Genomic DNA, 11727 nt, shown 5'->3' on the forward strand with positions numbered 1-11727 from the left:
GGCTTCAGGCTGTTGACCCAGCCGCCCGCGGCCACGGTGCTGATCATGGCGGTGGCGCCCACGATGACCGCGAAGGCCAGCGCCGCGAGCAGGCCCACCGCGCTGAAGTCGCGCAGCCGGTCCAGCATGCTGGCCGGGTCCCGCAGGGTCGCGGCGTTGAACACCAGTTGCTGGCTGAGCGCGAGCTTGAAGTGTTTGAACACCACGGGCATCAGCACCAGCACCGCCACCGCGCCGCTGCCCAGCACTGCCAGGTGCGACAGGTCGCGCGAGCGGGAAACCTGCCCGTCCTGGCGGGCCTTCCGAAGCTTCTGCTCGGTGGCGGGTAACTGGCGGTCTTGGCTGGAACTCATGGGGCGGGAGGGATAAGTCCCGCCGATTGTCGGCACCCCCCGCCCGCGCTAAAGCCCGATAAGACTGGATTCACCCCGCCTGTTCGGCCCGGATGCGGCGGTGCAGCACATCACTTCAAAAAGAATAGCTAAAAGCCCAGGTGCCGCCTGGGCTACGGCCACTTTTCATCAAAAAAAGCCATGCCCGCAGCCAAGAACACCGCGGAACCGGCTTTGCCGGGCCGCTGGTGTTGCCCCCGGAGGGGGGAAGGCGAAGACACGAAGTGCGCAGCCTGGGGGCGAGTCAGAACCCCAGGCTGGCCAGCAGGTCGTCCACCTCGGACTGGCTGGTGACCACGTCCTTCTCCTTCTCCGGATCGATCACCGGCCCCTGCGGGCGCAGCGGCAGGTCGAGCGCGGGGGCCGCCGCCGGCGCAGACAGCTCGTCTGCAGAGGCGAGCGCCGCGCTGGCGGCGGCGGCCGTGGCGGCGGTGGCCGCCGCGGCGGCTTCAGGCAGCGCGCTGCCCGGCGGGGCGGTTTGGATCAGCAGCTTGACCAACTGGTCTTCCAGCGTCGCCGCCAGCGCCACGACCCTGGCGATCACCTGGCCGGTGAGGTCGTGGAAGTCCTGCGCCATCATGATCTCGGTCAGGTGGGCATCGGCCTCTTGCGTCACGCGCTCCATGTCGGTCAGGAAATTCATGATCTTGCCGGTGGCGACCGCGGCGACCGGGTCCTGCACCAGCTCGTCGATCATGCGCCGCGTCTCCGCGGCCAGGTAGGCGTTCTGGCCCTTGGCATGGTCGACCTGGTTGAGCACCTTCTCGGCGGCCTCGCCGGTGAGCCGGGCGATATAGGTCAGCCGGCTCTTGGCGTCGGGCAATTCGCCGGCGCTGTCGCGCAGTTTCTCCGCGTAGCCGAGCGCGTTGAGCGCGTCGTGCAGTTGCCGCGTGAGCTGGCCCAGCTTGGTGTGGACGTCGACCGTGCCATCCGTGGCCGGCCCGGCGTGGGACAAGGGCGTGGTGGTACTCATGCCAGCCCCGCTTTCTTCAGGATGTTGAGGACCTTCTCTTCCAGCGTGGCCTTGGTGAAGGGCTTGACGATGTAGCCGGCGGCGCCGCCCTGGGCCGCGGCGATGATGTCTTCCTTGCGCGCCTCGGCGGTCACCATCAGCACGGGAAGATGCTTGAGCTTTTCGTCGCCCTTGATCTGGGTCAGCAGTTCGAAGCCGTTCATGTTGGGCATGTTGATGTCCGTCACCACGAAGTCGAAGCGGCTGTTGCGCAGCTTGTTGAGGGCGGCAACGCCGTCTTCGGCTTCGTCGGCGTCGGCGTATCCGCTCTCCTTGAGCAGGTTGCGAATGATTCTCCGCATGGTGGAGAAGTCGTCGACGATCAGGAAGCGCAGGGCAGTGGCCACGAGAAACCCTTTCGGTAGGGAATAGTAGTTATGGGGTGCATGGAGCAGGCGTGGATGCTAACGCGTTGCGGTCACCCGGAGGTCGGCGGCCGGGGGCGGGGCGACCGACGGAGGGGGAGCGGCGGCCGGCACGGAGGGCGGGGGTGGCGCGGCGGGAGGGGGCTGTTCCAGCTCGCGGATGGTGTCGGCGACCTGGGCTGCGGGCGTGACGTTGTGGGGGGTGCCCAGCAGCCGGGCCTCGGCCTCGTGCGTCATCACGGTGATGCTGATGCGGCGGTTGACCGCCGCCAGCGGGTGGTCCGGGTCCAGCAGGTCGCTGGCGGCCAGTCCGACCACGCGCACCAGCTTGGAGTCGGGCATGCCGGCGGCCACCAGCTCGCGGCGCGAGGCGTTGGCCCGGTCCGCCGAGAGCTCCCAGTTGCCGTAGCCGCGCTCGCCGTTGCCATAGGGGGCCGCGTCGGTGTGGCCGGCCAGGCTGATGCGGTTCTCGACGCCGTTGAGCGCGGCGCCGACCTCGCGCAGGATGTCGCGCATGTACGGTTTGACCATCGCGCTGCCAATGTCGAACATGGGGCGGTTCTGCTCGTCCACGATCTGGATCTGCAGTCCGTCCGGCGTGATTTCCAGGCGGATCTGGGAGCGGAATTCCTGCAGCTTCGGATTCGCGCTGATCAGCGTGTCGATCCTCTCGCGCAGCACGCGCAGCTTCCGGGCGTCCTGCCGGGCGATCTCGGCCTTGGCGGCCTCCGGCGTCATGCGCGACCGGCGCTCGGCTTCCACGTCGACGCGGCGCACCTGGCCATAGACCTTGGAGAGGTCATTGCCGCCGCCGGGAATGATGCTGGAGCTGTTGCCCGCGCCGCTGCCGCCGCTCATGGACACCTTCAGCGGCGAATTGAAATAGGCCGCGATCCCCTGCAACTCGCCCTGGGCGGTCGAGCCGATCAGCCACATCAGCAGGAAGAAGGCCATCATGGCCGTCACGAAGTCGGCGTAGGCGATCTTCCAGGCGCCGCCGTGCGCGGCATGCGCTTGCTTGCGGGCGCGCTTGACGATGATCGGCTGCAGCTTCTTGTCTGCCATGCGGGGCTCCTTCAGAACGCAGTCACGTGCCTGCTTGCTTCCTGCCCTTGACGTGGCTCTCGAGCTCGACAAAGCTCGGGCGCACGTCGGAGAACAGCACCTTGCGGCCGAACTCGATCGCCGTGGTCGGGTTGTAGCCCTGCATGCTCGCCAGCAGCGTGGATTTGATGCACTGCAGCTCCTTGCTGCCGTCCTCGGCCTTCTGCTCCAGCAGGCCGGCCAGCGGCTCCACCACGCCGTAGGCCAGCAGAATACCCAGGAAGGTGCCGACCAGGGCCGAGCCGATCATGGCGCCCAGCACGGCGGGCGGCTGGCCCACCGAGCCCATGGTGTTGACCACGCCCAGCACCGCCGCCACGATGCCGAAGGCCGGCAGGGCGCCGGCCAGCCGGGTCAGCGCGGCCACGGGGCCATTGGCCTCCTGGTGGTGGGTTTCGATCTCGCTGTCCATCAGGGCCTCGATCTCGTAGGAATTGAGGTTGCCCGAGACCATCATGCGCAGGTAGTCGGTCATGAATTCGGTCACGTGGTGATCGTTGGCCAGGGCCGGGTACTTCTGGAAGATGGGCGACTCCTCAGGTTGCTCGACGTCGCTCTCGATCGCCATCAGGCCGTCCTTGCGCGCCTTCTGCAGGATGTCGTAGAGCAGCGCCATCAGCTCCATGTAGCGTGCCTTGGTGTACTTGGACCCCTTGAACGCCTGCGGCAGCACCTTGACCGTGGCCTTGAGCACCTTGGACTGGTTGTTCACCACGAACGCCCCAAGCGCCCCGCCCAGGATGGTCACCAGCTCGAACGGCAGCGCCTTCATGATCACGCCGATGTTGCCGCCGTGCAGTATGAACATCCCGAAGATGCAGCCTAGGCAGACGACGTAGCCGATGATGACGAACATGGGGGGCGTGTTTTTGCCGAGGTGAAAAGCGATGCAGGCGAGCCCCTGCATCAGGGTGCACTGTATCTGATTGTGGTTTGTGTGACGCTCCGAGCAAGCAGGAAAAAACGCGGCTCTTCTCCGTTTGTCAAGCCGCGCGTGGGCGGTTCTTCAGGGAGGAAGCCAGGCATCGGCCCATTCCGCGAGGTGCGCCCCTTCCAGCATCCAGTCTGCCAGCACGGCATCGCGCAGACGTTCGCCCTGGCAAGCGCTGGCGTCCGGGTCGTGAGTGTGGGCGCGTATGGCCTCCATCCAGTCCTCGAAGCGGTTGGGCACCCGCATGACCGGCAACCTGCCGCGGTAGGGCTTCAGGTCGCTGCACACCACCGGGACGCCGCATGCGCCGTATTCCAGCAGGCGCTGGGGGCCCTTGCATTCGTTGAACAGGCCCGGCTCCAGCGGCGCTACGGCCAGATCGAGGTTCAGGCTGGCGAGCTTGTGCGGGTACTGGTCGATGGGAACGGCCTCGTGCAGCTCGTGCAGGCAGGGCCGCAGTGGAGCGGGGCAGGCGCCCAGGAACACCCATTCCACCTCGCCGGCCAGCGCCCGCACCACGTCGGCGATCTGCGCCAGATCGCCCTGGTGGGAGGCTCTTCCCACCCAGCCCACGCGCGGCCGACAACTGGCGCGGCGCTGGCTGCCCAGCCCGCGCCAAAACACGGGCGGCAGGCGTGTGGGCAGCACGCGGATGTCGGGGTGCAGCCCCGCCAACGCCTCGGCCAGCGCCTCGGTGGGCACCACCAGCCGGTCGGCCAGCGCCACGGAGCGCCGCAGCGCGCCCAACACGTCATCGGGCAGGTGGGCGCGCTGGGCATGCGCCGCCGGCAGGCCGGGCAGGTAGTCGTCCAGCTCCGCCACTTTGAACGCCTTCGTGAACTGCGCCTGGCGGCGCAGCATCTCGATCTGCGGCTCACGCACCTGGTTTTGCAGTATCCAGGCGTCGGGCTGCAGGCGCTCCATCTCCGCGGGTAGCCAGTGGCGCAGGCTCAGGCGCACGTCCGCCAGCCCCGCTGCGGACAGCGTCAACGCCGGGTGGATGACGCGGTAGTGGCCGCTACCCTGCCCATCGGCCGCCAGGGCCAGTACCGTCGGCAGCGGTCGCCAGGGCAGCGGGTTCCAGTTCAGATCCAGCGCCGTCTCCAGCTCGAAGCCCTGGCCTGCCAGGGACAGATTCTGGTTATAGGCCGGGTCGCGGGCGATCTGGGGCAGCCATTTGCGGTACATGGCGTCCTGCGCGGATACGAATGCGCTGCGCTGCTGCTGGCCTCCCGCCGCCTCGTTCAGCAGCACGGCATGCGGTGTCCATACGACCAGATGCCCCGTCCTGGCGGCTTTCAGGCACAGGTCCACGTCGCCGTACGACGCCGCGAAGTCCTGCTCGTCTAGTCCGCCTACCTGTTCGTACAGAGAGCGGCGCACCATCAGGCAGGCGCCGGTGACGGCGCTGTAGTCCTGGTCGATCTGCAGCCGCTGCATGTAGCCGGGATCGTTCGCGTCCGCTCCCATGAAGGGGTGGTCCGCCGGGCCGCGCAGCCCCAGCACCACGCCCGCGTGCTGGACGGTGCCATCCGCATGCAGCAGCTTGGCGCCCACGATGCCCACTTCGGGCCGCAGCGCATGGTTGAGCAATGCATCGATCCAGCCCTCCTGCAGGACCGCCGCGCCCTCGCCCAGCAGCACCAGGTACTCGCCGCGCGCTTCGCGTGCGGCCATGTTCTGGCGAGCAGGCAGGTTGAGCGGGTGCGGATGGCGCAACACGCGGACACGCGCGTCCCGCAGACCATCGAGCCAGGCGTGGGTATCGGCGGCCACCAGCAGCACTTCGTAGTTCGGATAGCCCGTCTTCTCCAGTAGACGGCGCACGCAGCGCTCCGCCAGGGCCGGCTGGTCCTGGGCCACAACGATGACCGACACCAGAGGCTCCACCGCGTGCCCATACAGAATGCGGTAGCGGCCCGGCAGGCTGGTGTCCACGAGCGCCTGCGCGTAGCCGCGGGTGCGCAGATGCCTTTCGATGGCGGCGACTTCGTGCGCAGAGTTGGCCAGCGGCGGCGGGCTGGCGATGAACAGGGGCTCGTGCACGTGGCCCAGTCGGTTGAGGCCCCCGGTCTCGATCAGACGCAGCAGCAACTCGAATTCGCGCGCATCGGCATAGGCAGGGTCGAAACCGCCCGCCTCCAGGAATACGTCGCGCCGGAAGAACCAATGCCGCGCCATGGCAGCCGGCCAGGACAGGAACATGTCGAGGTTGAAGTCCGGCCGCAGCAGCGTGCTGATCTTGCCCGTGGGCTCATGGACGATTTCGTCCGCATAAACCGCGCGGCAAGCGGATGCATCCATCAGCTCCAGGGCCAGGCGCGTGATGCCGGCTGGCGCGAGCGTGGTGCCGGCCAGGACGAAGCACAGCCATGCGGCCGTGCTTTGCGCGGCCAGGACGTTGAGCGCTGCCGCATCGGTGCTCGCGGCCACGTGGACGGCCGCATGCGGATAGCCATCGGCCTGCAGGCTGTGCAGGGTCGCGCGCGTGGCCGAAGACTCCGCGCCCGGCAGGAGTATGAAGTCGATGCGGGGGGCCGACTGCGGGTGCGCCTCGAAACGTTGGCTAATCAACTGCGATTGGGCTTTGCCGGGCCGCCGTTGATCCAGCCAGCTTTGGATGGGGAAGTTCTTTTTCTGGATGTTTTGCCCCGGATGCGGGGCGATCACCGGGGTGTCGGGCATGACCTGGGTATCGCGGATGAAGACCTCCAGTTGCTCCCAGAAAAGGGCTTCTAACGACGCGTACTTTTCCTGCGCGATGGGAATGCTCTCGATGGCTTCCTGCAGGGCCTGCGGCGTGTCGTCGAAGGCCAGCCCGTGTGTTCCCAGCTCTTCGACGCCCAGCGGCGTGCCGTTGAAGTAGGGCGATGGCAGGACGATGGCCGGGCAGCCGCACAGGATTGCTTCCGTCCCGATGGAGGTGGACTCGAAGCAATAGACCCGCTCGCTGCGGCGGAACAGTTCGGCCATCTCTTGCGGCGAGGCGGGCCAGATGCTGGTGATGAGGGTGCAACGCGCGGCCAAGTCCTTGTGCTCCTCCAGCCCAGCGGCGTGCCGGCCCGGGTAGAGCAGCCAGCCTTTGCGCTGCCGGTCGTGGGGGTTGTTCCGGTTGTGGAAGATGGAGCTGTCTATGGGCGGCATGAACAGGACATGGTCCGGATTTTCGCCTGCGGGCAGCAGATGCTGCGTGTAGGCGAAGACCAGGTCGGAGGCGGGAAACTGAGTGTCCCCCCCGATCAGCCCCGGCCGGTTCAGCAGGTAGCGCACCACCGATGTGCCGTTGCGCGGATTGCCTGAAACGATTTCCGGGTACACCGTGATCGGCCTGCGCCCTGCCTGGGCATGCTGCTGCACCAGCTGCGTCGTCAGAAGTGGCGTGTGCCAGAGCGGATTGGTGGCGGCCGTGGGATACAGGTAGGCGTCATGGCCGCTGCGGTTGAGCAGGTGGCAGAGCATGTGCATGACGCGGATGCCGGCGGACGTGCGGCGGTACGCCGGGGCCTCGATGTAATAGGGCCGCTGGGGCGCGGCATGGAGCGGGCGGGGCGGTGAGGTCATCGGTCGTGTTCCTGAGGGCGCGGCGGGTCTTGCAGGGCTGACATGAGTTGCGAGGGCGTGCGCAGCACGCTGGCTGGCGGGACCGCCAGGAGGTCCCCCCCATAGCCCCAGGCGGCCCACAGGAACGGCATGCCGCTGGTCTGCGCGGCCTCGGCGTCTTCGGCGCGATCGCCCACGTAAAGGGGGGCTGGGCCGGTTCCGGCCAGTGCCTGGCGCAGGCGCTGCAGCATGGCCGCCTTGTGCGCCAGGGCGGGGCTGTAGAAATCCAGCGCATAGACGCCTGCGAAGCGCGTGTTCCAGCCCAGGTGTTCCACGATGAGGCGCGTGGGCGCGATGCGCTTGTTGGTGGCGATGTGCAGGCGTACCGGCAGGCCGCCCAGGGCCTGCAGCATGTCCTGCACTCCGGGATAGACATGTGCTTGCTGGTAGCCGGAGGTGTCGTAGTGGCGCTTGAACCCTTCGACGAGGCCGGGGAGTGCGTGGGCCTGTGCATCCGGCAGCAGGGCGCGCAGCGTCTGCGCCAGCGGCGGGCCGATGAGCGCGGGCGTGAGCGGCGCGGCGGGCGTGATGCCTGCTTCGTCGAACGCCCCCTGGATGGAGGCCAGGATGGACGGGGCGGAGTCGATCAGCGTTCCATCCAGGTCGAAGACGAGGTCGCGCACTTTCATGGGTTTTCCTTCGTGAGCAGCAGGCTCAGCACCTCGCCCTGGCGGGCGCCGTTGTCGAATGGCAGCCGCAGCGTGTCTGCCACGCACAGGCCTGTGCGTGCCGCGAGCCGGCGCAGCGAGTTTTCGGTAAAGAAATTGACGTGCTCGTGCCAATGGCGCTTGCGCGGCGTCAGGTCGGTGCCGGGCGGGTGCTGGCGCACCAGCGCCTCGTGCGGCACCTCCAGGTACAGCAGCGTGTGCGGGGCCATCAGGGGCAGCAGTTCCTGCAGCACGGCCAGGGGATCGGCCACGTGCTCCAGCACCTGCGTGCACACCAGCAGGTCGTGGTCTGGTGTGGCATGGGGATCGGCGCGCTCGGCCCCTTCGGCCAGAGCAGCGCCAGAGATGTCGTGTACCTGCACTCGCGCGCGGCCCAGGAACGGCGTGTTGCTGCCGTCGCCGCCGCCCCAGTCCAGGATCAGCGGCCGCTCGGGCAGGCGGGGCGCAAGCCAGGCCTCCACCTCGGCGATGTAGGCGTGGCGGCGCGTGTAATCCTGCGCCACCGTGGCCGCGTAGCCGGGCTCGAAACGCTCGCGCTGTTGCGTATAAGCCGGCCCGCGATAGCCCTCGTAGAGCGCCGCCATCTGCGCGGGCGTGAAGCGGTAGTCCAGGAACAGCGCGCCGCAGGCGCGGCATTGCAGCGAATGGCACAGGGTGTAGGCCATGCCGGGCCGCAGGTCGCGCAGGCCCCACTCCGCCGTGATCTCCAGCGGCTCCTGGCCCAGGGCGCGGCTGGCGACGAAGGGCATGAGCACGGCGGGGGACGACGCCAGATCGTGCCCGCCACAGCAGATGCAGGCATCGGCCAGTTGCATCAGCTTCATCGCGCGGCCTCCGCATGGCGTGCCGTCTCCAGCACCGCATCGTGCAGCGTGTGGTGCAGGTCCAGGCCCAGCTCGGCGCGCGCCTTGGCGATGCAGGGCACGTAGCGGCTGCGCGGGCCTCCCGCATCCTGCGCGGCGATGTGGACGGGCTTGCCCGGTGCGAGCAGGTCGCGCACCTGGTGCGCCAGCTCGGCGATGGTCAGAGCCGCGTCCGATCCGACGTTGTAGGCCTGGCCCGCGCGCCCGCCCTGCAGCAGCGCCTCCAGCCAGCGCGCCAGGTCGCGCTGGTCCATGTAGGAGCGGACGGGCGTGCCGTCACCGTTCACGGTGATCTGGGGGCGGTCAAGCGCATCGCGGATGAAGTTGCCGATGGCGAAATGGACGTGAAGCGGCAGGTCACGCCCCACGAAGGCGAAGCAGCGCGCCGCCACGGTCTGCAGGCCGTGCTGCTGCGCATAGAGGGCGCACAGGTGCTCGGCGCAGCGCTTGGCGACGCCGTAGGCATTGCGTGCGTCCAGTGGGTCGGGCATGCAATGGTGGTCCTCGGACATGTGGGTCATCTCGGGCGGCTGCGCGCCATAGACGCCGCCGGAGCTGGCGAGCAGGAAGCGTGGGATATCGTGGGCGACGGCGTATTCCAGCAGGTGGCGGGTGCTATCTACGATCTGCGTGTAGCGCTGCAAGGGCGTCAGCCGTGGCCCCAGCGTGGAATCGGCCGCTGCGTGCAGCAGGTGCGTGAACGATGCAGTGGCGGGCAGGCTGGCGGGGTTGAGAATGTCGCCCGCGTGAAAGTGCAGCCAGGGCAGCGCGGCGAAGTTAGGATGGCTCGCCAGAAATCCCTCGGGATCGCGGCTGAGCACGGTGACGCGCGGTGCGGCAGGCGCCGCCTGCCAATGCCGCAGCAGCGCCTTGCCAAAGAATCCGGTGCCTCCCGTCAGCAGCAAATTCATGGGTTGTCACTCTTGTTTTGATAGCTGCTAGCGCTTGATGAATAAGCGCTCGAGGCTGATTTCATGAAAATCCCTGGCGGGGCACAGCGTACAGCACGGAATCGAACGAGTTGAACCCGTGCTGGCGGATGTGGAAGCGGTAGCCCTCGCCGCACAGCGCGAACAGCAGCTCGGGCAGCTCCCAGAGATCCTGGGGGTTGTGGTAAAGCGACACCGCCAGCACCGGGCGGCAGCGCCGGATGAGCTGCCGCGCGCCGCGCAGCGCCTGGGCCTCGGCGCCTTCGATGTCGAGCTTGATGAGATCAACCGGGGTGCCGGGCAGCAGCGCATCCAACGCCACGGCGGTGACGGGGGGGCCCGCCCCCTCTTTCATGACGGTGCAGGCTTCGCCCTGCCCGGCGTTGAAAGTCAGACTGCAGTGTGCGTCCGCCGCCGCCAGCGGCAGGCAGACGGCCTGGGCCGCTGCATGTTGCGTCAGCCGCGCGTAGTTGGCGGGATCGGGTTCCAGCAGAAAGGCTTGCGCACAGGCAATGCCGGGCTGGGCGAGCAGCTCGCCGAAGCTGTCGCCGTCGTAGGCGCCGCAGTCCACGTAGGTGATGGCGCGACCCTGCAGGGCGGGCAGGGTCAGCGCATTGAAATACTGCCGATCGGCGGACCGGAAGCTGGCGTAGCCCATGTCCAGCCCCAGTCGGAAGGCGCAGATGCGGTAGAGCGTGCGCACGCTTTCGGCGTCGGCCAGCCGCTGCGCCACTTGGGCGATGCGCTCCAGCCCGTCCAGCAGCAGGGCACGGGTGCTGAGCCAGAAGCGCCAACCTAGCGCCTGGGCCAGCGGTTCGTAGAGCGTCCACGGCATCAGCGGCGGGGGGAGCCCGGCGGCTGCGGGCAGGGCCATTAGTTGGTCATAGGGCGTGTCGCGGTTGAAGATGCCCAGGGCCAACTGGGCCTGGGGCGCCTCGCGCGCCAGCGCGCTCCAGTCGAGCACGGGCAGGCCCAGTGCCGCATTAGTGCGCGGGGCGGTTTCCACGAACCCGGCGACGGCGATACCCTGGGCCTGCATTGCGCTGGCAAGGCTGCGGCCGAAGCTGCCCGCGCCGAAGATCCAGCAGGGGCGGCCGGGGTCCAGACCGGGCGCGGGGGCTTGTTCGCGCAGGCGCAGGAAGTCCGCCGTGTCCGTCATGGCGATGAGCGGATCGTCAGCGCTTCGCTGCGGATCTGCTGCAGCATGCCCGGGTCGAGGAAGGGGTGCATGTCGTCCAGCTCGGGCGTGGCGAACTTGCCGTGCTCGTCCACGCGCGACTTGATGCGCGGCGCGAATTCCTGCCGGGGATCGACGTGCAGGTCGATCAGCAGCGGGCCGCCGCCTTGCAGCAGCGCGTCGAGCCGGGGCAGGTCGGCCTCGGTGGCGATGCTCTCGGCGCGCAGGCCGTAGGCGCGGGCCACGGCGGTGAAGTCGGGGAAGTCCACGCCCGACTCGGGTGTGGCGCCGATGACGCGGCCGAAGAAGTTCTCGTGCGTCTGCCAGATCGACAGGTAGCCCCGGTTGTTGAGCACGACCACGATCACGTCCAGCCCCGTGGTCTTGAGCGTCTGCAGCTCCTGGATGTTCATCTGCAGGCTGCCGTCGCCGGCGAAGCAGATCACGCGGCGCGCGCCTTGCGCGGCGGTAGCGGCGCCCAGCGCGGCGGGCAGGTCGTAGCCCATCGACGCCGAGCCGGAGTTGCTGAAGAGGCGCTGGCCTGCTTGCAGCGCGCCCACCTGGAACGGCAGGATGCAGGCCGATGCGTTGCCGCAGACCACGATGTCATCGGGCCGCATCTGCCCGAAGATGCGGCTCACCATCACGTAAGGGTTCAGCGGGGCGCCGCTCTGCTGTTGATGTTC

The 11727-nt window shown here is 68.3% G+C and carries 11 protein-coding genes; all 11 read right to left on the bottom strand.

From position 1 onward, the window contains the following. A partial coding sequence (locus JHD63_RS19545; protein WP_198972478.1) for an EscU/YscU/HrcU family type III secretion system export apparatus switch protein occupies nt 1-353 on the bottom strand: 353 nt, incomplete at its 3' end. A 283-nt stretch (nt 354-636) separates the two neighbouring features. Then, nucleotides 637-1365: a protein phosphatase CheZ gene (locus JHD63_RS19550; protein WP_198972479.1), complete on the bottom strand. Its 729-nt coding sequence runs from the start codon at nt 1363-1365 to the stop codon at nt 637-639. Further along, nucleotides 1362-1751: a chemotaxis response regulator CheY gene (cheY, locus tag JHD63_RS19555; protein ID WP_198972480.1), complete on the bottom strand. Its 390-nt coding sequence runs from the start codon at nt 1749-1751 to the stop codon at nt 1362-1364. Before cheY ends, JHD63_RS19550 begins: the two co-directional genes overlap by 4 nt. A 57-nt stretch (nt 1752-1808) precedes the next feature. Further along, nucleotides 1809-2834 (bottom strand): flagellar motor protein MotB, encoded by a 1026-nt coding sequence (gene motB / locus JHD63_RS19560; RefSeq protein ID WP_198972481.1) that lies wholly within the window; start codon nt 2832-2834, stop codon nt 1809-1811. A 22-nt stretch (nt 2835-2856) separates the two neighbouring features. Continuing rightward, a complete protein-coding gene (gene motA / locus JHD63_RS19565) occupies nt 2857-3729 on the bottom strand; it encodes a flagellar motor stator protein MotA (protein ID WP_198972482.1) in 873 nt (290 codons plus the stop codon). A gap of 150 nt (nt 3730-3879) precedes the next feature. Beyond that, nucleotides 3880-7365, bottom strand: a complete 3486-nt coding sequence (locus tag JHD63_RS19570) for a glycosyltransferase (protein ID WP_198972483.1) — start codon at nt 7363-7365, stop codon at nt 3880-3882. Next, nucleotides 7362-8033, bottom strand: a complete 672-nt coding sequence (locus JHD63_RS19575; protein ID WP_198972484.1) for an HAD family hydrolase — start codon at nt 8031-8033, stop codon at nt 7362-7364. The genes JHD63_RS19570 and JHD63_RS19575 overlap by 4 nt, the downstream gene beginning before the upstream one ends. Continuing rightward, entirely contained in the window at nt 8030-8896 is an 867-nt protein-coding gene (locus tag JHD63_RS19580) for a class I SAM-dependent methyltransferase (RefSeq protein WP_198972485.1), read from the bottom strand. Before JHD63_RS19580 ends, JHD63_RS19575 begins: the two co-directional genes overlap by 4 nt. Then, nucleotides 8893-9846 carry an NAD-dependent epimerase/dehydratase family protein gene (locus JHD63_RS19585; RefSeq protein WP_198972486.1) on the bottom strand — a complete coding sequence of 318 codons (954 nt, stop codon included), beginning with the start codon at nt 9844-9846 and terminating at the stop codon, nt 8893-8895. Before JHD63_RS19585 ends, JHD63_RS19580 begins: the two co-directional genes overlap by 4 nt. A 61-nt stretch (nt 9847-9907) precedes the next feature. After that, complete coding sequence (locus JHD63_RS19590; RefSeq protein ID WP_198972487.1) at nt 9908-11023, bottom strand: FkbM family methyltransferase; 1116 nt, start codon at nt 11021-11023, stop codon at nt 9908-9910. After that, a partial coding sequence (locus JHD63_RS19595) for a thiamine pyrophosphate-dependent enzyme (protein WP_233168464.1) occupies nt 11020-11727 on the bottom strand: 708 nt, incomplete at its 5' end. The genes JHD63_RS19595 and JHD63_RS19590, both read right to left, overlap by 4 nt.

Source organism: Xylophilus sp. ASV27, assembly GCF_016428875.1.
GTDB lineage: Bacteria > Pseudomonadota > Gammaproteobacteria > Burkholderiales > Burkholderiaceae_C > Xylophilus.

What these genes read in the sequence shown, in the direction of transcription:
- JHD63_RS19550 (WP_198972479.1), bottom strand. Translation starts at nt 1,365, where the DNA reads ATGAGTACCACCACGCCCTTGTCCCACGCCGGGCCGGCCACGGATGGC.
- motB (WP_198972481.1), bottom strand. Translation starts at nt 2,834, where the DNA reads ATGGCAGACAAGAAGCTGCAGCCGATCATCGTCAAGCGCGCCCGCAAG.
- motA (WP_198972482.1), bottom strand. Translation starts at nt 3,729, where the DNA reads ATGTTCGTCATCATCGGCTACGTCGTCTGCCTAGGCTGCATCTTCGGG.
- JHD63_RS19570 (WP_198972483.1), bottom strand. Translation starts at nt 7,365, where the DNA reads ATGACCTCACCGCCCCGCCCGCTCCATGCCGCGCCCCAGCGGCCCTAT.
- JHD63_RS19575 (WP_198972484.1), bottom strand. Translation starts at nt 8,033, where the DNA reads ATGAAAGTGCGCGACCTCGTCTTCGACCTGGATGGAACGCTGATCGAC.
- JHD63_RS19580 (WP_198972485.1), bottom strand. Translation starts at nt 8,896, where the DNA reads ATGAAGCTGATGCAACTGGCCGATGCCTGCATCTGCTGTGGCGGGCAC.
- JHD63_RS19585 (WP_198972486.1), bottom strand. Translation starts at nt 9,846, where the DNA reads ATGAATTTGCTGCTGACGGGAGGCACCGGATTCTTTGGCAAGGCGCTG.
- JHD63_RS19590 (WP_198972487.1), bottom strand. Translation starts at nt 11,023, where the DNA reads ATGACGGACACGGCGGACTTCCTGCGCCTGCGCGAACAAGCCCCCGCG.